A 24623-nucleotide genomic window follows, 5' to 3' on the forward strand; every position below is an offset into this window, starting at 1 on the left:
GAGCGGGATCAGGCGTTGCGACGGCGACGCGCGAAGAAGAGGGCGCCGATGCCGCTGGCGAGCAGGCCGGCGGCGGCCGTGGCGGACGCCAGCATGCCGTCCGAGCCGGTGTGGGCGAGCGAGCCGCCGGCCAGCTGGGTGTCGGTCGTGGTGCCGGTGCCGGTGCCGGTGCTGTCGGCCGTGGTGCCGGTGCCGGTGCCGGTGCCGGTGCCGGTGGTGAGACCGGCCTTGACGGCGGTGCCGTTGCCCTTGTCGGCGCCCTTGCCCGCGTACTCCGCCGGGGTGGCGGTCAGGTCGAGGGAGAAGCTCGGCGCGCTGGCCCAGGCGTCCGCGTACGGGCTGCCGGCCGGCTGCTCGCCGAGGATGACCGCCGGGGAGACGTAGACCCGGCCGATCGGGGCGTCGGCGGTGAAGGCCAGGCGCACGTGCTTGGTGAAGGACGACTTGGCCGCGAGGTTCTTGTCCGCGGTGAGGTGGTACACCACCGGACCGCCGGACTGGGCGCTCGGCGTGCCGGTGATGTCCGCCCAGCTGCCGTCGGCCTGCTGCACCTGGAGCTTGGTGTAGCGGTCGACGACCACGACGGGGGAGAGGTTGTCGTAGTCCGAGGCGCTCTGGTTGTCCACGGTGAAGTCGAACTCGATCGGGGCGCCGCCGATCGCGGCGGTGCTCGGCGCGTTCTTGACCGCCAGGCCGAGGCCCTTCATCTCGACGTTCTTGGTGCTCTCGGACACGACCGTGTTCGCGCCGTCCACGATCGCGGAGTAGAGCGTGACGTCCCCGTGCGCGTTGGGCCAGTCGTTGTTGACCGGGGCGGAGAGGCGCAGCTGGAGGATCTTGGTGGTACCGGCGGCGACCGACACGCCCGGGATCTCACCGCTGAAGTTGAAGGTCTTCTCGCCCTGGCTGAAGTTCAGCGTGACGGGCTTCCAGCTGCCGTCGGCGGCGCGGTAGTCGACGGCGAAGCGGCCCGCGCTGCGGGCGGCCGGGTTGCTGACGTTCAGCTTGAGCGTGTACGTGGCGTCGGTGCCGCCCGGGTTGGTGACGGTCTCGGTGAACTCGACCGGCTTGCCGGAGTTCCCGATGGACGACGGCTCCTGCACCGACAGGCTCGGGCCGGCGGTGAGGTTGATCGCGACGAACTGCGGGCCGCAGACGACGGGCGCGAACGCCCCGCCCTCGCCGAGCATGGCCCACGGGTGGATGTAGGTGGTGCCGATCGGGGCGTCGGCGGTGAAGGAGAGGCGGACGTGCCGGGTGAAGGAGGCACCGGGGGCGAGGGTCTTGTCCGCGGTGAGGCGGTAGAGGACCCGGCCGAACTGGTCGGGGGCCGCGGTGACGGTCTCCCAGCTGCCGTCCGCGTTCTGCACCTGGAGCTTGCTGCGCTTGTCGGCCTCGATGACCTTGGCGACGTCGGTGTAGCGCGCGGCGCTGGGGTTGGTCACCGTGACGTCGAACTCGACCGGGGCGCCGCCGGCGACGGCGGTGGTCGGGGCGTCCTTGACCTGCACCGTGATGGCCTTGGCCGTCACGTCCTTGGTGCTCTCGGCGAGAACGGTGTGCCCGGACTCGTCGAGGACGGTGGAGTCGAGCTTGATGGGCAGGTCGTGGCTGCCCCAGTTGTTGTTGATCGGGAGGCCGAGACGCAGCTGGACCGTCTTGGTGGCGCCGCCGGCGACGGTCAGAGCGGTCGGGATCCCGCCGGCGAAGTGGCCGCCGGAGTTGGTGAAGGCCAGGTCGACCGGCTTCCAGGCGCCGTCCGCGTCGCGGTAGTCCATGGTGAGCTGGGTGCGGGAGGCGGCCGCCGGGTTGCTCGCGTCGAACCACAGCTTGTAGGAGGCGTCGGTGGCGCCGGGGTTGGTGACGGTCTCGGTGAACTCGACCGGCTCCCCGCCGTTGCCGAAGGACGCGGGCGCGTTGACCGTCAGCGACGGCTTGCCGGCCTCGGTCGAGGTCTTCGGGGCGGTCGGCTCGGCGGAGGCGGAGGCGGTGGCGGCCGGGGCGTCGGCGGCGTAGGCGGCCGGGGCGGCGACCACGGCGCCGGTGGCGAGCAGCACGCCCAGGGTGGCGGCGGTGACGACGGCGGAGCGGGAACGGCGTGCACGCACGACGGACATTTTGAATACCCCCCAGGGTGTTTCACCGGCAGCTTTGCGCTGCTGGTCGATCAGTACGGTACGGGTCGGACCTGAGGTCCGGGGTCGGTGTCCCCGGTGTCGCCTGCGGTCCGCTCCGGCGGGTTTCCCCGCCGCTCACTGACATAGACGTGCAAGGGTCGCGGGGGTTGCAGGTGAGTTCGAAACTTTTTCGGGGAATCTTCGAGACCGCTCTGACCTGCGGTTATATCGGCGCCGGCGTCGGCACCGTGGCACCGTGACCAGGACTCAGTCCAGCACCAGCCGGTCGCCGAGCCGCAGCCGCCCGGGGGCGGCGACCTCGGCGAGGGCGTCGAGCCGGCCGTCGTGGGCGTGCACGATCGCCTTGAGGATCTCCGGCGCGTGCGGCAGGCCGGGCTGCGGGGCGCCGCTCATCGCGCAGCGCTCGCTGGCGGAGACGAAGGCGAGCCGGGCGCTGTCCGGTGCCCCGCCGTGGGCCTGCCGGCCGAGCCAGGCGTCCTCGACGAAGGGCGGGGTGCCCGGCGGGGTGCGCAGCACGATGTTGGGGCGGAACCGGCGTTCGTCGACCACGGCGAAGGGGACGGCCTCGCGGACCCAGTCCAGGGTGGCGGTGCTGAGCACGCTGACGGGCAGTCGGTCGAAGTGCGGGACGGCGTCCTCGCGGGCGAGTTCGACGTCCTCGCGCTGGAGGTAGGCGCGCAGGAAGGCGGTCGGGTGGTCGACCGGGCGGCCGAGCGGGTCGAACAGTTCGGGGCCGTCGATCCGGCGGCCGAGGCGGGCGGAGAGCCGGAGCAGCCCGTCCATCCGGCGGAAGCGGCGGGTGTTCTTGCCCGAGCCGAGCTTCCCGGAGGCGTCGCGGACGGCGTAGAGGCGGTCCCCGGCCAGGCCGCGCACGTCCACGTCGACGGAGTCGAGCCGCTCGCCGCCGGTGGACTTCACGGGGTAGCGCCAGAGTCGCTCGACCACTCCGATGATCTCAGCCATGGCCGGAAAGCCTAGTGGCGCCATCGGAGTTGGTCTAGACCAAGTGCGGCCCGGGTCGGGGCCGGTCAGCCCAGTCGCGCCACCGCCCGCACCGGGGCCCCGTCCGCGGCCACCAGGCGCAGCGGGAACAGCGACACCTCCACCGGCCGGCCGGCCTCCTGCGCCGCCAGCAGCGCCCGCAGGTCGGTCAGGTTCTCCGCGATCACCCCGCCGCCGTCCGCGCCCAGCAGCACCCGGTGGGCGGCCAGCGTCGGCTCCTCCACCGGGTCGGGCCCGTCGTGCTCGTCGGTGAGGTCGGCGAGCAGCGCGGCGACCGCCGGGTCCTCCGGCCCCGGGTCGGGGGTGGGGTCCACGCTCAGCGCGTCCACCCCGACCGTCCGCACCCCGGCGGCCACGATCGCCTCGGCGGCGGCCGCGGTCAGGCTGGGGTGGCCCAGGTAGGCGTCGGTGCCCCAGTGCCGGGCCCAGCCGGTGGCCAGCAGCAGGACGGTGCCCTCGGCGCAGCGCGCCAGCGCGGGCGCCAGCAGGTCGGGGGTGACGGCCGTCCGGGGCTCCAGCCCGCGCAGGTCGGCGACCACGGCCGGGCCGGTGAACCGCTCCAGCGGCAGCCCGTCCAGGGTCGGCCAGGTGACGTCCACGTGGTACGGCGCGTCCACGTGCGTCCCGGACTGCGAGCCGAGGTGCAGGGCCAGCACGTTCACCCCCGCCGTGGCGGTGGTGAGCGCGGGCGCCAGCAGGACGGCCGGGTCGCCGGGGTAGACCGGCATCGCGGTGGTCACCTGATGGGTGAGGTCGACGAGGGTCGCTGCCATGCGCCCATCCTCCCAGGGGGCGGGCCCGCGCGGGCCCGGTCCGCGGTGCCCGGGGCGGAGCCGCAGGTGGGGGCGGGACAGAATTGCCTCCATGGGAACTGCGAAGCGTCAGCCGTGGGTGGTCGGGGTCTCGGGAGCGTCGGGGACGCCGTACGCGGCCTCGGTGATCCGGGCGCTGCTCGCCGCCGGCGAGGCGGTGGACCTGATCGTCAGCCGGGCCGCCCGGCTCACCATCCTGGACGAGACCGGCATCTCCTTCCGAGACGCCCACTGGCGCGCCGACCTCGCCCGCTGGCTGGGCACGGACGAGGGCCTGGACGACGTCCGCTACTGGCCGGCCGGGGACTTCGCGGCCGGCCCGTCCAGCGGCTCGTACCCGGCCAAGGGGATGCTGGTGGTCCCCGCGACCACCGGCGCGGTGGCCGGGATCGCGCTCGGCCTGAGCAAGGACCTGCTCCAGCGGGTGGCCAGCGTCACCCTCAAGGAGCGCCGTCCGCTCGTCGTCTGCGTGCGCGAGGCACCACTCAACGGGGTGACGTTGAAGCACCTGGTGGAACTCGACGCGCAGGGCGCCGTCGTGCTCCCCGCCTCGCCCGGTTTCTACGCCGGCGGCTCCACCGTGCGCGAACTGGTGGATTTCGTGGCCGGCCGGGTGCTGGACGCCGTCGGCGTGCCGCACTCCCTGTACCTGCGCTGGGAGGGCGAGTTGGGCGCGGCCGCCCGCAAACCGGGCGACGGGGAGGCCGCTCGGGCTGAGGGGGAGTAAGGAGAGCGAGGGCGGGAGAGTATCTTCTCTGCGATATCCGGGTCGTTCAGCGCACGGCGCCTTTGAATCCGGATAATGATCTGTGGGTCTGGTGAGGTTCGGAAGGACGCGGACGGTATATGGACACGGTGGACAGACAGCTCATCCAGGCGCTCCGGGAGAACGGCCGTGCGTCCTACGCCGAGCTGGGCCGACTGGTCGGACTCTCCGGCCCGAGCGTCACGGACCGCATCAACCGCCTGGAGCAGGCCGGTGTGATCACCGGCTACCGGGCGACGGTCAACCCGGCCTCGCTCGGCTTCGGCGTCACGGCCCTGATCGGTCTCCAGCTGACCGACGCCGCCGACCACGAGGACGTCGCGTTCCGGCTCAAGGACCTCAACGAGGTCGAGGACTGCTGGTTCATCGCGGGTGACGACTCCTACATGCTCAAGGTCCGGGTGGCCGACGTGGCCGGCCTGGAGTCGGTGGTCAAGCGGATCTCGGGCACGAAGGGCGTGGCCCGCACCCGCACCACCGTCGTACTCTCCACGAAGTGGGAGAACCGGGTGAGCGAGCTCCCCCCCGAAGGAGAGTGACGGCATGGCACTGGTCGGTCTGGAGGAGCTGCACGCCGCCCGGGAGCGGATCGCCGGGGTCGCCGTGCGCACCCCGCTGGTCCCCGCCCCCTGGGCGTCCGAGGACGGGCGGCGGCTCTGGCTCAAGCCCGAGAACCTCCAGCCGACCGGGGCCTTCAAGACCCGCGGCGCCTACAACCGGCTGGCCGCGCTCACCCCGGACGAGCGCGCCCGCGGCGTGGTCGCCCAGTCCAGCGGCAACCACGCGCAGGCGGTGGCCTACGCGGCGCAGCTGCTCGGCCTCAAGGCCGTGATCGTGATGCCGGACACCTCGCCCGCCGTGAAGGTCGAGGCCACCCGCGCGTTCGGCGCCGAGGTGATCCTCGTCCCGCCGGGGGAGCGGGACACCCTGCCCGGCGAGCTGGCCGAGCGGTTCGGCTTCGTCTGGGTGCCGCCGTACGACGACCCGTTCATCATCGCGGGCCAGGGCACGGTGGGCCTGGAGATCGCCGAGGACGCCCCGACCGGGCTGGACACCGTGCTGGTGCCGGTCAGCGGCGGCGGCCTGATCAGCGGGACGGCCGCCGCGCTCAAGCTCACCCGCCCGGGCGTCCGGGTGATCGGGGTGGAGCCGGAGCTGGCCGCCGACGCCCAGGAGAGCCTGCGCTCCGGGCGCCGGGTGGAGTGGCCGGTCGCCGACACCTACCGGACGCTCGCGGACGGGCTGCGCACCCCCTCGGTGGGCGTGCTGCCGTACGAGCACCTCACCGCCTACGTCGACGACATCGTCACCGTCACGGAGGACGAGATCCGCGCCACCGTCGCCCTGCTGGCCCGCCGCGGCCGGCTGGTCGCCGAGCCCTCCGGCGCGGTCGCCCCGGCCGCCTACTTCCACCGCGCCGCCGAGACCGGGGGCCGGACGGTGGCCGCCGTGGTCAGCGGCGGCAACATCGACCCGGGTCTGCTCGCCGAGCTGCTCAGCGCCTAGGGGCACGCCCTCGCCCGGCCTCCGTCGGCATAGGCGTAACCTCGTCTCCGGCAAGGAATCGAATGTCTGAGGAGGCGGGTCACCGCATGGACGCAGGGCTCAAGCGCGAGCTGGAGGCGAAGGTCTACGCGGGTGAGCGGCTGACCCGCGAGGACGGGATCGCGCTCTACGGGAGCGACGACCTGGCCTGGCTGGGCGGGCTGGCCCACCACGTGCGCACGCGGAAGAACGGCGACGTCGTCCACTTCAACGTCAACCGCCACCTCAACATGACGAACGTCTGCAGCGCCTCCTGCGCGTACTGCTCGTTCCAGCGCAAGCCGGGCGAGAAGGACGCCTACACGATGCGCATCGAGGAGGCCGTCCGCCTCGCCAAGGCGATGGAGAGCGACTCCCTCACCGAGCTGCACATCGTCAACGGCCTGCACCCCACCCTGCCGTGGCGCTACTACCCGCGCTCGCTGCGGGAGCTCAAGGCGGCGCTGCCGAACGTCTCGTTGAAGGCCTTCACCGCCACCGAGATCCACTGGTTCGAGAAGATCAGCGGCCTGCCCGCCGACGAGATCCTGGACGAGCTGATCGACGCCGGTCTGGAGTCGCTGACCGGCGGCGGCGCGGAGATCTTCGACTGGGAGGTCCGCCAGCACATCGTCGACCACGACACCCACTGGGAGGACTGGTCGCGGATCCACCGCCTGGCGCACGCCAAGGGCCTCAAGACCCCGGCCACCATGCTGTACGGCCACATCGAGGAGCCCCGGCACCGGGTCGACCACGTGCTGCGGCTGCGTGAGCTCCAGGACGAGACCGGCGGCTTCCAGGTCTTCATCCCGCTGCGCTACCAGCACGACTTCCACGACTCCAAGGACGGCGTCGTGCGCAACAAGCTGATGGCCCGTACCGAGATGGCCACCGGCGCCGAGGCGTTGAAGACCTTCGCGGTCTCCCGGCTGCTCTTCGACAACGTGCCGCACGTCAAGGTCTTCTGGGTGATGCACGGCGTCACCACCGCCCAGCTGGCGCTCAGCCACGGCGCGGACGACATGGACGGCTCGGTGGTCGAGTACAAGATCACCCACGACGCGGACAACTTCGGCACCCCGAACAAGCTCGGCCGCGAGGACCTGCTCGGCCTGATCCGGGACGCCGGCTTCCGCCCGGTGGAGCGCAACACCCGCTACGAGATCATCCGCGAGTACGACGGCCCCGACCTGACGCGTCGCGAGACCCCGCAGGCGATGCGCCTCTGACCTGCGCTTTCCCCGCCGCCCGGACCGCACCCGCGCTCCGGGCGGCGGCGTCTTCACGGCTCCCGCACGCGCCCCGGGTTTACCAACGGGTAGGGCGTTTGGCAGGATCGACGGCATGTCCGGTTCCCATCGCGCCACCGAGTACCCGCCGTACGAGCCGATGCCGGAGCCGGGGTACGGGGTGCCGCAGCAGTCGCACGAGGCGCCGTACCAGGCGTACGAGCCGTACCCGCAGGCCGTCCCGCAGCCCGCCGCGCAGGAGTACTACGGCGAGTACCGGCAGCCGGCCGACGGGTACTCCGGGGCGTACGAGCAGCCGTTCCAGCCCTTCCAGCCGTACGTCGTCGAGCCGGAGCCCGCCTACCAGGGGACCGCTCACCAGGAGCCGTCGGTCTACCAGGAGCCCGCCTACCAGGAGCCGGTGTACGGGCAGCCGGAGTACGAGCAGCCCGAACCGGTCGAGCCCCTCGCGCCCCTCGCCTCCGTCACGCCCATCGCCGCCGCGGCCCCCGCGCCCGGTGGCCGGGCCGCCTCCCGGGGCCGGCGGCGCAAGGCGAAGCAGAAACGACACGGCAAGGCCGTCATGGCCGGCACCGCGCTGCTGGTCGCGGCCGCCGCCGGCTGGTACACCGTCGGCCAGGACGGCGCCAAGTCCGTCGCCGCGGCCGCCGACGGCCCCGGGCCGGAGGGCGTCAGCAAGCCCGACCACCCCGTCACGCCCGCCCCCGCGGCCGTCCAGGCCGCCGCCGACCGGCAGAGCGCCCCTGCGGCCGCCGGCCGCAGCGAGACCCGCCCGGACGGCTCCCTGACCGCGATACCCGGCCTCGGGGCCGCCTTCACCGCGAAGATCCCCGCCGCGACCACCCAGGTCGTGGTCGCCACCGGCCAGGGCAAGGACACCGACAGGAACAGCGTCACGCTGTGGACCCGCACCCCCGAGGGCCGCTGGCTGGCCGGTGAGACCTGGCAGGGCCACAACGGCAAGAACGGCTGGACCACCGACCACAACGAGGGCGACCTGCGCAGCCCGATCGGCGTCTTCGACCTCACCGACGCCGGCGGCCGCAACGCCAACCCCGGCAGCAAGCTCCCGTACGACAAGGACGCCAGCTTCGTGGTCTCCGGGACGGGCTTCTTCGGCGACCAGCTGGCCGGCTCCTTCGACTACGTGGTCGCGATCAACTACAACCGGGTCGCCGGCAGCTCCCCGCTCGACATGCGCCGCCCGATGGGCAGCAAGAAGGGCGGCGGGATCTGGCTGCACGTCGACCACGACGGCCCGACCCACGGCTGCGTGTCGATACCCGAGGACAAGATGGCCCAGCTGATCCGCACCCTGGACCCGGCCGCCCATCCGGTGATCGTGATGGGCGACGCCACCTCGCTGGCCGCCTGACCTCGGCGGACGCCCGGGCCCAGGCGCCCCAAGGGCCTTGTGGAGCCCCTACAGATCACAGCTGCGGATCCTGTAGCCGGTCGTGCCCGGCTGACCAGCGGGTAACCCGGTTCCATGGCAGCATGAGCGGTTCGCGCATTGTGGCACTCGGGCACTACCAGCCTCCCAAGGTGCTCTCCAACGACGACCTGGCGGCATTCGTCGACACCGACGACGAGTGGATCCGCACCCGGGTGGGGATCCGCACCCGGCACATCGCCGAGGGCGAGACCCTGGTCGACCTCGCCACCGAGGCCGCGCAGAAGGCGCTGGCCAACAGCGGCCGGACGGCGGCGGAGATCGACCTGGTGGTGGTCGCCACCTGCACCGCGATCGAACGCAGCCCCAACACCGCCGCCGCGGTGGCTGCCCGGCTGGGCGTCCGCGCGCCCGCCGCCTACGACATCAACACGGTCTGCTCCGGCTTCTCCTACGCGCTGGCCACCGCCGACCACGCGATCCGGGCCGGCGCGGCGCGGCGCGCGCTGGTGATCGGCGCCGAACGGATGTCCGACACCCTCGACTGGACCGACCGCTCCACCTGCGTGATCTTCGGCGACGGCGCCGGTGCCGCGGTGGTCGAGGCCCAGGAGGAGGGCGCCGACCCGGGCATCGGACCGGTGGTCTGGGGCTCCGAGCCGGAACGGGGCGACGCCGTGGTGATCACCGGCTGGGACCCGGTGATCAGCCAGCAGGGCCAGTCGGTGTTCCGCTGGGCCACCACCCAGCTCGCCCCGCTGGCCCGGCAGGCCTGCGAGCGGGCCGGGATCGACCCGTCGGAGCTCAAGGGCTTCGTCCCGCACCAGGCCAACCTGCGGATCATCGACGCGATCGCCGCCAAGCTGGGCCTCGGCGACGCGGTGGTGGCCCGGGACGTGGTCGAATCCGGCAACACCTCGGCGGCCTCGATCCCGCTCGCCTTCTCCAAGCTGGTCGAGCGCGGCGAGCTCTCCCCGGGCGACCCGGTCCTGCTCTTCGGCTTCGGCGGCGGCCTGGCCTACGCCGGCCAAGTGGTCCGCTGCCCGTAAGCCACCCGCCCTTGAGCCGAAGGGCGGGCGACCCCGCCCCGAGCCGAAGGGGCGCGCCGGTGCCGAAAGGGAGAGCGCGAGGGAGCGACGGAGGAGCGAGGGAGCGCCGACCGTCGGCACCGGACGAAAGCGCCCTGGAGGCGAGCGGGCGAAGATACGACATGCCGGTGGGCGGGCACCCTGTGTGAGGGGTGCCCGCCCACCGGCATGTCTGGCGCGCGTGCGGTACGTCGGCGGACCTCCCCCGAGGACACGGCCGCCGTCCGTCGTTCCCCGGACAGGAGGCCGGGGCTGCGCGCGGAGCGGATGGTGGGTCGGAGGAGGGTCCTACTTGGGCGCCTTCTTGCCGGTGACGCCCAGGTACACCAGGGGAGCGAGGTTGGGCTTGAGGTCCTTGACCTTGACGCCCCAGGAGGTGAAGGCCTTCTGGTGCTCGGCCGCCGAGGCGAGCAGCGAGACCAGGGCCCCGGCGACGGCGTTCGGGTCGAGTGACTTGTCGGCCTGACCCTTCGCCTGGAGTTCCTTGACGGCCTCCGCGAGCGGCTTGGCGACCGAGTTGAGGACGGTCATGCGGATCTTGAAGAACCGCTTGTCCCCTTCTGCGGCACCGAGCGTGACCACTCGGAGAATGGCGTCGTTCTTGCGCCAGAAGGCGAGGAATCCGTCGACCAGTTCTTCCGAAGTGGTCGGTCCGGACTTCCCTGCCCAGGACTTTCCGGCCACCAGCTCTTTGAGGGTGTCGGAGTCCTTGGCCATTTCCTCGGCGATTTCGAGGACTGCGCCCTCGACATCCGGGAAGTACTGGTAGAAGGTCGCGGGGGAGGTACCCGCCATACGGGCGACGTCGATGACCTTGACGTCCCGATAGGGCGACGTGCTGAGCATCTCGCGGAGGCAGTCGAGCAGCTTCTGCCGCGTCTCCTGTCCGCGTCGCCCGGCGACGCGACCGTCGACGGTGCGAACTTGTCCTGTCATGCCGTCAGCTTACCGTGGCACGATCTTGGCGCGATTCGGTGATGCGACTATTACTCCGCACGGGGGTCGCTATAGCGGCCTGAACCACTTCGGACGGATATTCACCGGGGTCCGAAGGCGCTCTTGAAGCCCCCCCGTGTGCTTTTGACCCCATAGCGTGACGGCGAGTCCGCTGAGGGGTGGTCGGGTGACAGAGCGTGACCGGTGAGGGGGGTCGGAACGTGGACGGTCCGGGCCCCGGGGCGCAAGCCAGGGCCGGATCGGGCGTCAGGATCCGGCCGTTCCGTCACCGCTGACCAGCGGACTGTCCGTCCGGGGCGGTGGCCGTCTCCCGGTGGGGGAGGTTGGAGTTGCGCGGGGCGGCATTGGAGAATCGGGTCCGGCACCACGCGGCGGGTGCGGACGACGGGGAGGTGGCTGCGGAGTGGACCAGCTGACGGCGCACGATCCGAGGAGGATCGGGCCCTTCGAGGTGCTGGGGCGGCTCGGCGCGGGTGGGATGGGGCTGGTCTACCTGGCGCGCTCCGCCTCCGGGCGCCGGGTGGCCATCAAGACCGTCCGGGGGGAGCTGGCCGAGGACGAGCTGTTCCGGGTCCGCTTCGCCCGGGAGATCGCGGCGGCCAAGACGGTCGGCGGTTTCTACACCGCGGCCGTGGTGGACGCCGACGCGGACGCCCGGGTGCCCTGGCTGGCCACCGCGTACATCCCGGCGCCCTCCCTGGAGGACCTGGTCGAGGAGTGCGGCCCGCTGCCGGTCGACGCCACCCGCTGGCTGGTCGCGGGCATCGCCGAGGCGCTGCAGTCCATCCACGCGGCCGGACTGATCCACCGCGACCTCAAGCCCTCCAACGTGCTGGTGGTCGAGGACGGCCCGAAGGTGATCGACTTCGGCATCGCGGCCGGGGTCTCCAGCACCCGGCTGACCATGACCAACGTCGCGGTCGGCACCCCCGCCTACATGTCCCCGGAGCAGGCCCGGGACAGCCGGACCGTCCGGGGCGCCAGCGACGTCTTCTCGCTCGGCTCGCTGATGGTCTTCTGCGCCACCGGGCACCCCCCGTTCCGCGGCTCCAACCCGGTCGAGACGGTGTTCCAGCTGCTGCGGGAGGAGCCGGACCTCACCGGGATGGCGCCCGAGCTGATGGACCTGGTCCGGGCCTGCATGCAGCAGGCGCCCGAGCGCCGGCCCACCCCCGCGCAGATCCAGGCCGAGCTGGCCCCGCACCTGTTCTCCCGGGACGACGCCGCCGGGGAGGTCGGCGACTGGCTGCCGCCCCACGCGCTGGAGCTGATCGAGCGCAAGCGCGGCCGCCGCCCGAGCGCCCAGCCCCGCTCGTACCCCGGCCCGGCCGAGCCGCCGCGGCCGCCGCACACCCAGGGCCCGCCGCAGCAGCCGCACGTGCCGCCGCCGCACCCCGGCCCGGACGACCCGCGCACCTACCCCGGGGCCGGGCACGCCCCGCCGACCGGGCCGGTGCACGCCGGGCCGCGCCCCGGGGGCCAGGACGACGGGATCCCGACCGCGAAGATCCCCTCCAAGAACAAGCACCGCGCGCCCACCGGCGGCATGGCCGTCGAGGTGCAGCTGTCCGGCGCCTCGGTGCGGATAGGCCCGGGGCCGCGGGCCGAGCACGAGCAGCCCGGTCCGAGCACCGCCCCGGCCACCACCGACTGGGTCCGCCGGGCGGCGCCGACCCCGCCGCCCGTTCCGACCCCGCCGCCCGCCGCGGCGGCCCGCTGGCGCCCCTGGCGGTTCCGGATGTCCAACGACGTCTGGGGCACCCCGGTGGTCGCCGACGGCACGCTCTTCGTCTCCAGCTTCGAGGTGCACGCGCTGGACATCGGCTCCGGCGAGCGCCGCTACAAGACCCGGGACGTCGCCTGGGCGCTCGCGGTGGACGCCGGCCGGGTGCACGCCGCGGACGGCCCGCACCTGTACACCGTGGACGTCGCGGACGGCACCGAGCGCTGGCGCACCTCGCTGGACGGCTGGGTCTACTCGCTCTCCGCCGCCGACGGCGTGCTCTGCTGCGGGGTGCGCGGCGGCGGCGTCCAGCTGCGCGCGGCCGCCACCGGCGCCGAGCTGTGGCGCGCCGACGACGCCCAGCAGGACTACGAGAACCCGCAGTCCGGCCCGGTCCTGGTGGGCGGCGCCGCCTACTACTTCGGCGCCGGACGGCTGCGCTGCGTGGATCCGCGCGGGGCCGGCCTGCGCTGGTCCTTCCAGGTCGGCGAGGACGTGCCCGCGCACCCGGTCGAGCGCGGCGGCGTGCTGTACGTGACGGCGGGCACCCGGGTGTACGCGCTGGACGCGGCCAGCGGCGCCGAGCGCTGGCGCTTCGACGCCCCGGTGGTGCTGTTCACCCCGCCGGCGCTGGACGGCGACGCGGTCTACGTGGCCGACTACCTGGGCACCGTCTACGCGCTGGACGCGGCCACCGGCCTGGACCGCTGGCGCGGGGTCACCGGCAGCCGCCAGGGCGCCGAGCCGGTGGTGGTCGGGGACGGCATGGTGCTGGTCGGCAGCGGCGAGGTGCTGTACGCCTTCGAGGCGGCGACCGGCCGGGAGCGCTGGCGCTACACCACGCGCGGCGAGATCGTCGGCTCCCCGGCGGTGGCCGACGGCCTGGTGCACCTGGGCAGCCGGGACCACTCGCTGCACACCCTGGACCTGGCGACCGGTCAGCTGCGCTGGGAGCTCGGCACCAAGGGCGAGCTCACCGGCTCCCCGGTGGCGGTCGGCGGGCGGGTCTTCGTCGGCTCCAAGGACCGCTGCGTGTACGCGCTGGACGCCTACTACGGCACGGCGGTGCCCGCCCGCTGAGCGGGGCGGACACCGCCGTCCGGTGGTCCGGTCACCGACCGGTCAGGCCTTGCGGGCCCCGGGGTGGCGGCTGCACCAGCCCTCCCACGCGGAGGAGACCATGGCCTCGACGTCGTGGCCGGCGCTCCAGCCCAGCTCGCGGTGGATCAGGTCGGCGGCGGCCACCACCCGGGCCGGGTCGCCGGGGCGGCGCGGGGTCACGTCGGCGGTGGTGTCGTAGCCGGTCACCTTGCCGATGACCTCGATCATCTCCTTGACGCTGACGCCCTCGCCGCGGCCGATGTTCAGCACCAGCGCGGTCTCGCCGGCCGGGTCGGCGGCCAGCCGCTTGGCGGCCGCGACGTGGGCCGAGGCGATGTCGGAGACGTGGATGAAGTCGCGGACGCAGCTGCCGTCCGGGGTCGCGTAGTCGTCGCCGAAGACCCGCGGGGCCTCGCCGGCGGTCAGCCGCTCGAAGACCATCGGGATCAGGTTGAACACCCCGGTGTCGGAGAGCTCGGGCGAGGCGGCGCCGGCCACGTTGAAGTAGCGCAGGGCCACGGTGGACATCCCGTGGGCCTTGCCCGCGGCGGCGACCAGCCACTCGCCGGCCAGCTTGGTCTCGCCGTACGGGCTCATCGGGGCGCACGGGGTCGACTCGGTGACCAGGTCGACGTCCGGCATGCCGTAGACGGCGGCGGAGGAGGAGAACAGGAAGCGCTTGACGCCGCCCTCGGCCGCGGCCTCCAGGACCGTCTGCAGGCCGATCATGTTCTCCCGGTAGTACAGGAACGGCTGCTCGACCGACTCGCCGACCTGCTTCTTGGCGGCGAAGTGCAGGATGCCCTCGATGCCGTGCTCGCGGATCGCGGTGTCCAGGACGGCGCGGTCCAGGGTGGAGCCCTCGATCAGCGGGACGCCGGCCGGCACCCGGGAGGCGTCGCCGGTGCTCAGGTCGTCCAGGACGGCGACGCGCTCACCGGCGTCGAGCAGCTGGCGGACGACGTGTCCGCCGATGTATCCGGCACCGCCGGTGATCAACCAAGTCATGCGGCAATCCTAGGCGTTCGGTTTCGGTCGCCGGTGTTCGGGCGAGTCGGGACGGCAAAACGGACAAATCGGTGAAATGCTGACAAAGATTTCCGTGCTCTCATGCCCGCGCCCGCGCGGTGACGAATCGGAGGCAGCCAGGTGAGCCGAAAGAAGGAACACAACCGACCGCTGCCGGCCGGCCCCCGGCCGACCGGTCCCAAGGCGGCGCACCGGCGGCTGCTCGCGTCCGGCGGGGTCGCGGCGGTCACGGCGCTCGCCCTGGCGCTGGCCGGGTGCAGCAGCTCGTCCTCCTCCTCGGCCTCTTCCTCCTCGGCCTCGGCCTCCTCCCCCGGCGCGAGCAAGCAGGCCTCCGCCGCGCCCGCCGCCCAGCCGGGCGGCGCCAACCAGCTGCAGGACGCGTACCAGAAGGTGATCGCCGACGTGCTGCCCTCGGTGGTCCAGATCACCACCGGCGACAGCCTCGGCTCCGGGATCGTCTACGACGACAAGGGCGACATCGTCACCAACGCCCACGTGGTCGGCTCGGCGACCACCTTCACCGTGACGCTGGCCAACTCCACCAAGTCGCTGGACGCCACCCTGGTCGCCAGCTACCCGGACTCCGACCTCGCGGTGATCAAGCTCAGCAGCCCGCCCGGCGGCCTCAAGCCGGCCTCCTTCGGCGATTCGAGCAAGGTCCAGCTCGGCCAGATCACCCTGGCCATGGGCAGCCCGCTCGGGCTCTCCAGCAGCGTCACCCAGGGGATCGTCTCGGCCACCGGGCGGACCGTCTCCGAGCCCCGCGGCGGCGGCTCGCCGGGCGCCACCATCGGCAACATGGTGCAGACCTCGGCCGCGATCAACCCGGGCAACAGCGGCGGCGCGCTGGTCAACCTGGACAGCCAGGTGATCGGCATCAACACCCTCGCCGCGACCGAGCCGCAGACCAACGGCGCGGCGGCCCCCGGCATCGGCTTCGCCATCCCGGCGTCCACCATCACCAACATCACCGACCAGCTGATCAAGCAGGGCAAGGTCACCAACTCCGGGCGGGCCGCGCTCGGCGTCACCGCCCGGACCAGCTTCAACCAGCAGTTCCAGCCGGCCGGCGCGGTCATCGTGGCGGTCAGCCAGGGCGGCCCGGCCGCCTCGGCGGGGCTCCAGGCCGGCGACGTCATCACCAAGCTCGGCGACACCCCGGTCGACTCGCTGAACGCGCTCACCACCGCGCTCGCCTCGCTCACCCCGGGCAACAAGGTCACCGTCGGCTACACCAGGGACGGCAACGCCGCGACCGCCGACGTCACCCTCGGCACGCTGGAGAGCAGCTCCTAGCGCACCCGCCCCCCGACCCCGGTACGCCGGCCGGCCCGTCCACCGCGCAAGGGTTCCGCGGGGCGGCCGCCGCACCGGACCGGCGCCGGGACCCGTCCACTGCCTCGACGGGTCCCGGCGCCCCTTCGCGTTCCCGGGCGTCCGGGACGCCTCCTAGCGGCGGGCGGTGCGGGTGCGCCAGGGCAGCTCGACGGTGACGGTGGTCGGGCCGCCCTCCGGGCTCTCCACCAGGAACACCCCGTCCACCGCCCGGATCCGCTCGGCCAGCCCGGCCAGGCCGCTGCCCGGGTAGGGGGCCGCCCCGCCCCGGCCGTCGTCCTGGACCAGCACCATCAGCTGGTCGTCCGAGCGCCAGACGTCGACCGAGGCGCTGGTGGCGCCGGCGTGCTTGGAGACGTTGGTCAGCAGCTCGCTGACGGTGAAGTACGCGATGCCCTCGACCGCCGAGTCCGGGCGCTCGGGCTCGCCGTCCGGCCCGGCCAGGTCGACGTTCACCTTCACCCCGCCCGGGACGGTGCAGCGGGCCGACACCGCGGACAGCGCCGCGTCCAGGCCGCGGTCGGTGAGCACCGCCGGGTGGATGCCGCGGGCCAGGTCGCGCAGCTCCTGGAGGGCCAGCTTCACCTCGCCGTGCGCGTTGTCGACCATCCGGGCGGCGACCGCCATGTCCTCCTGGGTCTCCACCTCCCGCAGCCGCTCCTTGGCCATGCCGAGGTCCATCGCCAGCGCGACCAGCCGGGCCTGGGCGCCGTCGTGCAGGTCCCGCTCGATCCGGCGCAGGTCGGCGGCGGCGGTCTCGACCACGGTGCCGCGGTCGTCCTCCAGCTCGCGCACCCGCTCGGCCAGCGCGCCGGGGAAGAGCAGCGACTCGATCAGGATCCGGTCGACCGCGGCCATCGCGCGCACGATGAAGGGCAGCACCGGCCACAGCGTGATCACCGAGACCAGGGTCAGGGTGAAGCTCAGGATGCCCCAGGGCAGCATCAGCACGTTGTAGAGCGCCGAGCGCCAGTTCAACAGGTCGGTGAGGTGGGCGATGGTGTAGCCGACCAGGCCCGGGCGGCGCTGCTTCACCGGCTGCGGGTCGTCGATCGCGGAGCCGTACGCCGAGCGGGCCCGGCTGCGGCCCAGGGCGCCCAGGGCACGGGACCCGGCCAGGCCGGCGGCCAGCACCGGCAGGCCGATCACCGTCACCGACAGGCCCAGGCCGACCGACAGCGCGGTCACCGAGAGCACGAAGCCGGCGATGCCCAGCGGGAAGTTGAGCATCAGGTGTCCGACCTGGCGCCACATCCGCGCGCCGTACAGCGGCGGGCGCTCCATCCGAGCGTCCTGCTCCTTGATGGCGTCCACGGCGCGGTTCAGCGACTTCATCGGATCATCCGTCCCCTCGTTCGAGCTGGCGGCCCCCAGCATCCCGAACGGGGGAGGGGATGTGCCATGGGGGTGATACATCTTCCGGGGCGGGGGTTATCCCCACCCCGGAGGGCCTCCGGGCGTTCACCGGGTTGTCCACGGGACGTCTTGCGGAGCGGGCAGGTTTCGGGGGGAGTGGAGCCCTCCCCTTAGACTCACGCATTGGCCATGGTTAAGACCGTGTGAGGAAAAGTCGTAGAACTGTCTTGAGGGCGGGTTCGCGGCCGAGGTGGAGGCGAAGGCATGGAGGGGCAGCAGGTGGCTGCCGTCGCGGCCGACCCGTCGGTCGGCGGCGGCTACTTCGACGCGTACGCCGCGATGGGCCTGCTGGCCGTCATCGGGGTGCTCTTCGTGACCGTGGCGTTCACCGCCAACCGGCTGCTCCGGCCGGTGGTGTACTCGCCCGAGAAGCTCCTCGCCTACGAGTGCGGGGTGGACCCGGTGGGCGAGGACTGGGCGCACACCCAGATCCGCTACTACGTGTACGCCTTCCTCTACGTGATCTTCGCGGTCGACGCGATCTACCTGTTCCCGTGGGCGACCGTCTTCGCCACCGCCGGGTACGGCGCCGGAACGCTGATCGAGATGTTCCTCTTCATCGGCTTCCTCGCGGTCGGACTGCTCTACGCCTGGAAGAAGGGCGTTCTGGAATGGACGTGACGCACACCCACTCGCACGGTGGCCAGGGCGGTCCCGTCCCGCTCGGACTGCCCGACCCGGCCGCCCCCGGCGCCGTCGGGCGCCGCAGCATCGGCCCGCTGGCCCGGCTCGCGCCGGACCCGGTCAAGGTCGTGCTCAACTGGGGCCGCCGCTACAGCCTCTGGTGCTTCAACTTCGGCCTGGCCTGCTGTGCGATCGAGTTCATCGCCGCGTCCATGGCCAAGCACGACTTCATCCGGATGGGTGTGATCCCGTTCGCGCCCGGCCCCCGGCAGGCGGACCTGATGATCGTCTCCGGGACGGTCACCGACAAGATGGCGCCCGCCGTCAAGCGGCTCTACGAGCAGATGCCCGAGCCGAAGTACGTCATCTCCTTCGGGGCCTGCTCCAACTCCGGCGGCCCGTACTGGGACTCCTACTCCGTCACCAAGGGCGTGGACCAGATCATCCCGGTCGACGTCTACGTGCCCGGCTGCCCGCCGCGGCCGGAGGCGCTGCTCCAGGGCATCCTCAAGCTCCAGGAGAAGATCGCCGCCGAGTCCCTGCCCGACCGCTACACCGCGCCCGCGGCGGCACTGCGCCGGCCCCTGGTGGCGGGGCCCCCGAACGATGGAGGAGTGTCGTGAGCGAGCGCGGCGAGCGACCTGTCGAGACGCTCACGGCGGAGCAGTACGCGGCGTCGGTCGGGGAGTGGGCGACCGGCGCCGAGGCGTACGGCCTGATCACCGTCGACGTGCCGGCCGAGCGCTGGATCGAGGCGCTCACCACCGCCCGCGACGTGCTGGGCCTGGGCTTCTTCGACTGGCTGAGTGCCGTCGACGAGCTCGCCGAGGGCTTCTCCGTGGTCGCCCACCTGGCCGCCGTCGAGGCGCCGGGCGTGCGGCACCTCGCGCTGCGCACCCGGGTGCCGCGGGACGGCGCCGCACTGCCGAGCGCCGTCGCGGTGTACGCCGGGGCCGCCTGGCACGAGCGCGAGACCCACGAGATGTTCGGCATCGACTTCCCCGGGCACCCCCACCTGGCCACCCTGCTGCTGCCGGACGGCTTCGAGGGGCACCCGCTGCGCAAGGAGTTCGTGCTCGCGGCCCGGGTCGCCAAGGACTGGCCGGGCGCCAAGGAGCCGGGCGAGTCGGACCACGGCGCGGGACCGGCCCGGCGCAAGATGCAGCCGGCCGGCGTGCCGGACCCGAACGAGTGGGGGCCGCTCAAGGGCACCCTGCCGCCGGTGGCCGAGCGGCCCGCGCGCGGTGCGCGGGCGGCCGGCGCGGCGGCGCGTACGCCTCGGGTGGGCGCGGCTGGGGCTGCGGCCGGCGCGGGCGTACCTGCCGCCGAGGGCGCTCCGGCGGTGCGGGCGGACCGGCCGCGGCGGACCAGGTCGGTCTCCGAGGGCTCGGCGAGCCAGGCGGGCGGCGAGGAGGCGGCGGCTCCGGAGGCCTCGGCTGCTCCCGGCGTGCCCGCTGCCGAAGGCGCTCCGCCGGTGCGGACCGACCGGCCGCGGCGGACCCGGTCGGTGTCCGCCGGCTCGGTCAGCCAGGCGGCCGAGCCGACGGCCGAGCCGACGGCCGAGCCCCAGGCCCCGGCCCGGCCCCGGTCCTCCGACGCGCCCTGGCACCACCCGGTGCCCGCCCACGAGGAGAAGCCCTCGGGCGGGCCCGGCGAGCAGGAGCCCGGCGGGGCGAAGGACGAGAACTCGGCCGGAGCGGCCGACCAGGACGGAGACGGCGCGTGAACCTGCTCGACACGGTGCTCCGCTGCGTCGCCACCCTGGTCGTCTTCCTGGTCTTCCCACTGCTCATCGGCCAGACCGAGCACAAGGTGATGGCGCACATGCAGGGCCGGCTCGGCCCGATGTACGCGGGCGGCTTCCACGGCTGGGCCCAGCTCGTCGCGGACGGGGTGAAGTTCGCCCAGAAGGAGGACATCGTCCCGGCCGACGCGGACCGCCGGGTCTTCCAGCTGGCGCCCGCCGTCTCGCTGCTGCCGTACCTCTTCGTGCTGCTGGCGATCCCGGTCGGCCCGAACGGCTTCGTCGGGCAGGCGATCGACGCCGGGCTGTTCTTCGTGCTGGCCGTGATGGGCGTCGGCGTGATCGGCAAGCTGATGGCCGGCTGGGCCTCGGCGAACAAGTTCTCGCTGCTCGGCGGCCTGCGCACGGCCGCCCAGCTGATGTCCTACGAGCTGCCGATGGTGCTCGCGGCGGCCTCGGTGGCGATGGCCGCCGGCACCCTGTCGCTGCCCGGGATCCTGGACGCCTGGCAGTGGTACTGGCTGCCCTGGCAGATCATCGGCGCCTTCGTGTTCTTCACGGCCGGTCTGGCCGAGCTCCAGCGGCCGCCGTTCGACATGCCGGTCGCCGACTCGGAGATCATCTTCGGCGCGTACACCGAGTACACCGGGCTGCGTTTCGCGCTGTTCCTGCTGTCCGAGTACGTGGGCATCCTGGTGGTGTCGGCGCTGACGGCGGTGCTGTTCCTCGGCGGGTGGCACGGGCCGATGGCGGACCAGCTCGGCTGGCTCTGGATGCTCCTCAAGACCTTCGCGCTGGCCTTCGTGGTCATCTGGCTGCGGGTCACCTACCCGCGTCTGCGCGAGGACCAGCTGATGCGCTTCGCCTGGATCGTGCTGATCCCGCTCGCGCTCGTCCAGCTGGCCCTCACCGGCATCATCAAGGTGGCGATCGCATGAGTTTCCCCGGTGCCGGCCTCGCCAAGGGCCTGGCCGTGACGCTGCGGACGATGACGAGGAAGACCGTCACCGCGCAGTACCCCGAGGTCCAACCGGTGCTGCCGCCGCGTTCGCGCGGCGTCATCGCGCTGCTGGAGGAGAACTGCACGGTGTGCATGCTCTGCGCGCGCGAGTGCCCGGACTGGTGCATCTACATCGACTCCCACAAGGAGACGCTGCCGGCCGCCGAGCCGAACGCCCGGGCCCGCACCCGCAACGTGCTGGACCGCTTCGCCATCGACTTCTCGCTCTGCATGTACTGCGGGATCTGCATCGAGGTGTGCCCCTTCGACGCGCTGTTCTGGTCGCCGGAGTTCGAGTACGCGGAGACCGACATCCACGAGCTGACCCACGAGCGGGAGAAGCTCCGCGAGTGGATGTGGACCGTCCCGGCGCCGCCGGCGCTGGACCCGGCGGCCGAGGAGCCCAAGGAGATCGCCACCGCGCGCAAGGCGGCGGACAAGCTGGCCGCCGCGGCCGTCGCGGCGATCGAGGCCGCCGCTGAGGCCGCTGAGGTCATCGACGCTGCCGAGGCCACCGAGGAGAAGGGTGACGACGCGTGAACGCCGCTGCCACGCTCCTCGCGGCGACCGGTTCCCTGGAGCCGGCCGCCCGTTCGTTCCTGTCCCCGACCGGGCAGGAGGTCGTCTTCCTGCTGGTCGGCATCGCGGTGCTCGGCTCGGCGGTGGTCTCGGTGACCACCAAGCAGCTGGTGCACGCCGCGCTCTGGCTGGTGGTCGCGCTCGGCGGGCTGGCGGTGGAGTTCCTGCTGCTCACGGCCGAGTTCATCGCCTGGGTGCAGGTGCTGATCTACCTGGGCTCGGTGGTCGTCCTGGTGCTGTTCGGGCTGATGCTCACCAGGGCGCCGATCGGGCGCTCGCCGGACGCCGACTCCGAGAACCGCTGGGTCGCCCTGGTGGTGGCGCTGGCCGCGGCCGGGACGCTGGTGACCCTGGTGGTCGACGCCTTCCGGACCTCCTGGATCGACCTCGGCGCGGGCGGCGGTTCGGCCGCCGTGACCGGCGCCAGCCTGTTCCGCAACTGGGTGCTGCCCTTCGAGGCGCTGTCCGTGCTGCTGCTGGCGGCGCTGGTCGGCGCGATCGTGCTGTCGCGCGGGTCCGGGCGCCGGGTGCCGGCGCCGCGGGCGGGCAAGCTGCGGGCCGGACGGCCGGTCGGCTCGAACGGGACCGTGGCCGCGACCACCCCCAAGCCCGAGCCCTCGGCACCCGCGTCGTCCTCGTCGTCCGCGTCGGAGGAGAGCTGATGCACCTCGCCTACCCCGTCGTCCTCGCCGCGCTGCTGTTCAGTGTCGGCGTGTACGGCGTGCTCGCCCGGCGCAACGCCGTCCTGGTGCTGATGTCCGTCGAGCTGATGCTCAACGCCGTCAACCTCGACCTGGTCGCCTTCGACGCCTGGCTGCGCGACTCGCTGCACGCCGGGCAGGCGCTCACCCTGTTCACCATCACCGTCGCCGCCGCCGAGATCGGGCTGGGGCTCGCCATCGTCCTGCTGCTGTTCCGGGCCCGGGGCACGGCGGACATCGACCGGGCCACCGCGCTCGGCGACCCGGCCGAGCCGCACACCCCGGCCGAGGACGAGCCGGTCGCAGCCGAGGCACTGAAGGGCCGGGCCACCGCATGAACCTCGCCCTGCCCGTCCTCGTCCCCGCGCTGCCCGCGCTCGGCGCCGCCGCGACCCTGGCCGTCGGCAAGAAGGCGCCCGGGCTGGCCCGGCCGCTGGCGATCGTCCCGGTCGCCGTCTCGGCCGTGCTCGCCTTGGTGGTCGCCCTCCAGCTCGGCACCGGCCGGACCCTGGACGCCGCCACCCGGCTCACCCCGACCGGCGGCCCGGACATCGCGCTCTCCGTCCACCTGGACGGCTTCACCTCGCTGATCTCGGTGCTGGTCGGCCTGGTCGCCACCTGCGTCCAGGTCTACTCGACCGCGTACCTCAAGGAGGACCGGCGCTACCCCTCGTACGCGGCGCTGGTCTCGCTGTTCACCGCGGCGATGTTCCTGGTGGTCTACTCGGGCGACCTCGTCGTGCTGCTGGTCGGCTGGGAGGTCATGGGCGTCTGCTCGTACTTCCTGATCGGCCACCACTGGGAGAGCGCCGACGCCCGGTCGGCCTCGCTCAAGGCCTTCCTGGTCACCAAGCTCGGTGACGTGCCGTTCCTGTTCGGGATCTTCCTGCTCGCCGCGGACGCCGGCAGCTTCCGGATCACCGACGTGCTGTCGGCCGCGACCGAGGGCCGGCTCGGCCACCCGACGCTGGTCGCGCTGCTGCTGCTCGCCGGTGTGGCCGGCAAGAGCGCCCAGTTCCCGCTGCACACCTGGCTCCCGGACGCGATGGCCGGTCCGACGCCGGTCTCCGCCCTGATCCACGCCGCCACCATGGTCGCGGCCGGCATCTACCTGGTGGCCCGGCTGCTGCCGGTGTTCCTCCAGTCGGGGGCGGCCCTGGTGGTGCTCGCGGTGATGGCCGCCGTGACGATGATCGGCTCGGCGCTCTGCGCGCTCGCCCAGGACGACCTCAAACGGGTCCTCGCCTACTCCACCGTCGGCCAGCTGGGCTACATGGCCGGCGCGCTGGCCAGCGGGGACCGCGAGGCCTCGGTGTTCCACCTGGTCAGCCACGGTGCGTTCAAGGCGCTGCTGTTCCTGGCCGCCGGCGTGGTGATCCACGCCGCGCACACCAACTCGATCTCGGCGATGTCCCGGATCCCGGGCCTGCGCAGGACCGTCCCGGACGCCCACTGGACGATGGGCATCGCGCTGTTCGCGCTGGCCGGGCTGCCGCCGTTCTCCGGCTTCTTCAGCAAGGAGGCGGTGCTCACCGCCGCCGAGCACGCCGCCAACGGCGAGGCGCTGACCAACGGCCTCGGCCCGGCCTCGGCGGTGCCGCAGGCGGCCGGCTGGATCGTGCTGATCTCGGCCGCGCTCACCGCGCTGCTCACCGGCGCCTACGCGGCCAGGCTGTTCCTGGTCACCTTCCACAGCCCGGCCGGCGCGGCCGCACCGGCTCGGGCGGCCCAGGCCGCCCCGGCCGCCCCCGAGGCCGACGCGCCGTACTCGCCCGAGCCGGACGAGGCCGACCCGGCCACCGCCGAGCCGCCCGCGATGCGCTGGCCGCTGTGGGTGCTGGCCGTCCCGACCATCGGCTTCGGCGTCGCCGGGCTGCGCTCGGACTGGCTGCCCGCGCTGCTGGACGGCGGCTCGCTGCGACCCACCGGCGTCACCGCCGTCACCGGTACCGGGCTCGCCGTGGTCGGCGTGCTCGCCGCGTACGGCGCCTGGCGCTCGGCCACCGCACGGCTGACCACCGGCCGACCGGCCCCGGCCGCCGCCGGGAGGGTGCCCGAGCAGGCCGGAGCCCCGGCCGCCGAGGTGGTCGTCGCCGACCCCGGGCGCACCCTGCTCGGCCCGCTGTTCGGCCCGGCCCGGCACGGCTTCGGCGTCGACCGGCTCTACCACCTGCTGTTCGTCCGGCCGGTGGTCGCGGCGGCCCGGCTGGTCCGCTTCCTCGACCGCGAGGTCGTCGAGGGCTACGTGCAGGGCAGCGGGATCGGCGCCAACCTGCTGGGCCGGGCCGTCCGGCTCGCGCAGACCGGCAACGCCCAGACCTACCTCAGCGCCCTGCTGGCCGGGGTCGTCCTGCTGGCCGTCCTGGTGGCGGTGTAGCCGGTGCTGTCGTTCCCCACCCCCGTCCCCTCCGTCCCGTCCGCCGCCGAAGCTGGGAGCC

22 protein-coding genes are annotated in these 24623 nt (G+C 73.2%); 16 read left to right on the forward strand and 6 right to left on the reverse strand.

The features are described from left to right. Positions 1 to 8 precede the first annotated feature (8 nt). The 3 genes from ACFC1T_RS00870 to ACFC1T_RS00880 all read right to left on the reverse strand — a co-directional run bounded on the left by ACFC1T_RS00870 (position 9) and on the right by ACFC1T_RS00880 (position 3913). Positions 9 to 2108, reverse strand: a complete 2100-nt coding sequence (locus ACFC1T_RS00870; RefSeq protein WP_375881854.1) for an LPXTG cell wall anchor domain-containing protein — start codon at positions 2106 to 2108, stop codon at positions 9 to 11. Positions 2109 to 2384: 276 nt separating this feature from the next. Continuing rightward, positions 2385 to 3101, reverse strand: a complete 717-nt coding sequence (locus ACFC1T_RS00875; protein WP_375881856.1) for an MOSC domain-containing protein — start codon at positions 3099 to 3101, stop codon at positions 2385 to 2387. Positions 3102 to 3166: 65 nt separating this feature from the next. Continuing rightward, positions 3167 to 3913 carry a cyclase family protein gene (locus ACFC1T_RS00880; protein WP_375881859.1) on the reverse strand — a complete coding sequence of 249 codons (747 nt, stop codon included), beginning with the start codon at positions 3911 to 3913 and terminating at the stop codon, positions 3167 to 3169. Positions 3914 to 4004: 91 nt separating this feature from the next. Here ACFC1T_RS00880 and ACFC1T_RS00885 point away from each other — a divergent pair, with 91 nt between their 5' ends. The 6 genes from ACFC1T_RS00885 (at position 4005) to ACFC1T_RS00910 (ending at position 9937) form a co-directional block, all read left to right on the forward strand. Beyond that, positions 4005 to 4679 carry a UbiX family flavin prenyltransferase gene (locus ACFC1T_RS00885; protein ID WP_375881861.1) on the forward strand — a complete coding sequence of 225 codons (675 nt, stop codon included), beginning with the start codon at positions 4005 to 4007 and terminating at the stop codon, positions 4677 to 4679. A gap of 119 nt (positions 4680 to 4798) precedes the next feature. Next, complete coding sequence (locus tag ACFC1T_RS00890) at positions 4799 to 5257, forward strand: Lrp/AsnC family transcriptional regulator (protein ID WP_030232219.1); 459 nt, start codon at positions 4799 to 4801, stop codon at positions 5255 to 5257. Between the two features lie 4 nt (positions 5258 to 5261). Beyond that, entirely contained in the window at positions 5262 to 6224 is a 963-nt protein-coding gene (locus tag ACFC1T_RS00895; protein WP_375881863.1) for a threonine/serine dehydratase, read from the forward strand. 86 nt (positions 6225 to 6310) lie between these two features. Further along, the gene (gene mqnE, locus ACFC1T_RS00900; RefSeq protein ID WP_375881866.1) at positions 6311 to 7474 is read left to right on the forward strand and encodes an aminofutalosine synthase MqnE; all 1164 of its coding nucleotides are present in this window, start codon (positions 6311 to 6313) and stop codon (positions 7472 to 7474) included. Positions 7475 to 7589: 115 nt separating this feature from the next. Next, positions 7590 to 8870: a L,D-transpeptidase family protein gene (locus ACFC1T_RS00905; RefSeq protein WP_375881867.1), complete on the forward strand. Its 1281-nt coding sequence runs from the start codon at positions 7590 to 7592 to the stop codon at positions 8868 to 8870. A 122-nt stretch (positions 8871 to 8992) separates the two neighbouring features. Continuing rightward, positions 8993 to 9937, forward strand: a complete 945-nt coding sequence (locus ACFC1T_RS00910) for a beta-ketoacyl-ACP synthase III (protein WP_375881870.1) — start codon at positions 8993 to 8995, stop codon at positions 9935 to 9937. Between the two features lie 327 nt (positions 9938 to 10264). Here ACFC1T_RS00910 and ACFC1T_RS00915 read toward each other — a convergent pair whose 3' ends face one another. Next, on the reverse strand, positions 10265 to 10912 hold the full coding sequence (locus ACFC1T_RS00915) for a TetR family transcriptional regulator (protein ID WP_188307623.1): 648 nt from the start codon (positions 10910 to 10912) through the stop codon (positions 10265 to 10267). A 424-nt stretch (positions 10913 to 11336) separates the two neighbouring features. On the opposite strand from ACFC1T_RS00915, the gene ACFC1T_RS00920 reads away from it, so the two are divergent. Beyond that, complete coding sequence (locus tag ACFC1T_RS00920; protein ID WP_375881873.1) at positions 11337 to 13736, forward strand: PQQ-binding-like beta-propeller repeat protein; 2400 nt, start codon at positions 11337 to 11339, stop codon at positions 13734 to 13736. Positions 13737 to 13778: 42 nt separating this feature from the next. Here ACFC1T_RS00920 and galE read toward each other — a convergent pair whose 3' ends face one another. Continuing rightward, a complete protein-coding gene (gene galE / locus ACFC1T_RS00925; protein ID WP_375881875.1) occupies positions 13779 to 14765 on the reverse strand; it encodes a UDP-glucose 4-epimerase GalE in 987 nt (328 codons plus the stop codon). A gap of 219 nt (positions 14766 to 14984) precedes the next feature. On the opposite strand from galE, the gene ACFC1T_RS00930 reads away from it, so the two are divergent. Then, the gene (locus ACFC1T_RS00930) at positions 14985 to 16082 is read left to right on the forward strand and encodes a S1C family serine protease (protein WP_375882342.1); all 1098 of its coding nucleotides are present in this window, start codon (positions 14985 to 14987) and stop codon (positions 16080 to 16082) included. Between the two features lie 153 nt (positions 16083 to 16235). On the opposite strand, the gene ACFC1T_RS00935 is transcribed toward ACFC1T_RS00930, so the two are convergent. Continuing rightward, positions 16236 to 17405, reverse strand: coding sequence for a sensor histidine kinase (locus ACFC1T_RS00935; RefSeq protein ID WP_375882344.1), 1170 nt, complete (start codon positions 17403 to 17405; stop codon positions 16236 to 16238). A gap of 336 nt (positions 17406 to 17741) precedes the next feature. On the opposite strand from ACFC1T_RS00935, the gene ACFC1T_RS00940 reads away from it, so the two are divergent. Genes ACFC1T_RS00940 through ACFC1T_RS00975 form a run of 8 tightly spaced genes read left to right on the forward strand, consistent with a single transcriptional unit; the run spans position 17742 to position 24562 of the window. Next, positions 17742 to 18158 carry an NADH-quinone oxidoreductase subunit A gene (locus ACFC1T_RS00940; protein WP_375881878.1) on the forward strand — a complete coding sequence of 139 codons (417 nt, stop codon included), beginning with the start codon at positions 17742 to 17744 and terminating at the stop codon, positions 18156 to 18158. Beyond that, positions 18149 to 18784: an NADH-quinone oxidoreductase subunit B gene (locus ACFC1T_RS00945; protein WP_375881881.1), complete on the forward strand. Its 636-nt coding sequence runs from the start codon at positions 18149 to 18151 to the stop codon at positions 18782 to 18784. Before ACFC1T_RS00940 ends, ACFC1T_RS00945 begins: the two co-directional genes overlap by 10 nt. Further along, entirely contained in the window at positions 18781 to 19887 is a 1107-nt protein-coding gene (locus ACFC1T_RS00950) for an NADH-quinone oxidoreductase subunit C (protein ID WP_375881884.1), read from the forward strand. Before ACFC1T_RS00945 ends, ACFC1T_RS00950 begins: the two co-directional genes overlap by 4 nt. Continuing rightward, positions 19884 to 20843, forward strand: a complete 960-nt coding sequence (nuoH, locus tag ACFC1T_RS00955; RefSeq protein ID WP_375881885.1) for an NADH-quinone oxidoreductase subunit NuoH — start codon at positions 19884 to 19886, stop codon at positions 20841 to 20843. The genes ACFC1T_RS00950 and nuoH overlap by 4 nt, the downstream gene beginning before the upstream one ends. Continuing rightward, positions 20840 to 21445, forward strand: coding sequence for a NuoI/complex I 23 kDa subunit family protein (locus tag ACFC1T_RS00960; protein WP_375881887.1), 606 nt, complete (start codon positions 20840 to 20842; stop codon positions 21443 to 21445). Before nuoH ends, ACFC1T_RS00960 begins: the two co-directional genes overlap by 4 nt. Beyond that, entirely contained in the window at positions 21442 to 22146 is a 705-nt protein-coding gene (locus tag ACFC1T_RS00965) for an NADH-quinone oxidoreductase subunit J (RefSeq protein ID WP_375881889.1), read from the forward strand. Before ACFC1T_RS00960 ends, ACFC1T_RS00965 begins: the two co-directional genes overlap by 4 nt. Next, positions 22146 to 22523, forward strand: coding sequence for an NADH-quinone oxidoreductase subunit NuoK (nuoK, locus tag ACFC1T_RS00970; RefSeq protein WP_350503678.1), 378 nt, complete (start codon positions 22146 to 22148; stop codon positions 22521 to 22523). Before ACFC1T_RS00965 ends, nuoK begins: the two co-directional genes overlap by 1 nt. Beyond that, positions 22520 to 24562, forward strand: coding sequence for an NADH-quinone oxidoreductase subunit L (locus tag ACFC1T_RS00975; protein WP_375881892.1), 2043 nt, complete (start codon positions 22520 to 22522; stop codon positions 24560 to 24562). The genes nuoK and ACFC1T_RS00975 overlap by 4 nt, the downstream gene beginning before the upstream one ends. Positions 24563 to 24623 lie beyond the last annotated feature (61 nt).

The sequence above is a fragment of the Kitasatospora sp. NPDC056076 genome (assembly GCF_042266305.1).
Taxonomy (GTDB): Bacteria; Actinomycetota; Actinomycetes; order Streptomycetales; family Streptomycetaceae; genus Kitasatospora.

Bases quoted from the DNA above. Each gene is read 5' to 3' on its own strand.
- ACFC1T_RS00940 (WP_375881878.1), top strand. From the start codon at position 17,742: ATGGAGGGGCAGCAGGTGGCTGCCGTCGCGGCCGACCCGTCGGTCGGC.
- ACFC1T_RS00975 (WP_375881892.1), top strand. From the start codon at position 22,520: ATGAACCTCGCCCTGCCCGTCCTCGTCCCCGCGCTGCCCGCGCTCGGC.
- ACFC1T_RS00945 (WP_375881881.1), top strand. From the start codon at position 18,149: ATGGACGTGACGCACACCCACTCGCACGGTGGCCAGGGCGGTCCCGTC.
- ACFC1T_RS00880 (WP_375881859.1), bottom strand. From the start codon at position 3,913: ATGGCAGCGACCCTCGTCGACCTCACCCATCAGGTGACCACCGCGATG.
- ACFC1T_RS00910 (WP_375881870.1), top strand. From the start codon at position 8,993: ATGAGCGGTTCGCGCATTGTGGCACTCGGGCACTACCAGCCTCCCAAG.
- ACFC1T_RS00935 (WP_375882344.1), bottom strand. From the start codon at position 17,405: ATGGAGCGCCCGCCGCTGTACGGCGCGCGGATGTGGCGCCAGGTCGGA.
- mqnE (WP_375881866.1), top strand. From the start codon at position 6,311: ATGGACGCAGGGCTCAAGCGCGAGCTGGAGGCGAAGGTCTACGCGGGT.
- ACFC1T_RS00915 (WP_188307623.1), bottom strand. From the start codon at position 10,912: ATGACAGGACAAGTTCGCACCGTCGACGGTCGCGTCGCCGGGCGACGC.
- ACFC1T_RS00875 (WP_375881856.1), bottom strand. From the start codon at position 3,101: ATGGCTGAGATCATCGGAGTGGTCGAGCGACTCTGGCGCTACCCCGTG.
- ACFC1T_RS00890 (WP_030232219.1), top strand. From the start codon at position 4,799: ATGGACACGGTGGACAGACAGCTCATCCAGGCGCTCCGGGAGAACGGC.
- ACFC1T_RS00905 (WP_375881867.1), top strand. From the start codon at position 7,590: ATGTCCGGTTCCCATCGCGCCACCGAGTACCCGCCGTACGAGCCGATG.
- ACFC1T_RS00885 (WP_375881861.1), top strand. From the start codon at position 4,005: ATGGGAACTGCGAAGCGTCAGCCGTGGGTGGTCGGGGTCTCGGGAGCG.
- nuoK (WP_350503678.1), top strand. From the start codon at position 22,146: ATGCACCTCGCCTACCCCGTCGTCCTCGCCGCGCTGCTGTTCAGTGTC.
- galE (WP_375881875.1), bottom strand. From the start codon at position 14,765: ATGACTTGGTTGATCACCGGCGGTGCCGGATACATCGGCGGACACGTC.
- ACFC1T_RS00895 (WP_375881863.1), top strand. From the start codon at position 5,262: ATGGCACTGGTCGGTCTGGAGGAGCTGCACGCCGCCCGGGAGCGGATC.
- ACFC1T_RS00960 (WP_375881887.1), top strand. From the start codon at position 20,840: ATGAGTTTCCCCGGTGCCGGCCTCGCCAAGGGCCTGGCCGTGACGCTG.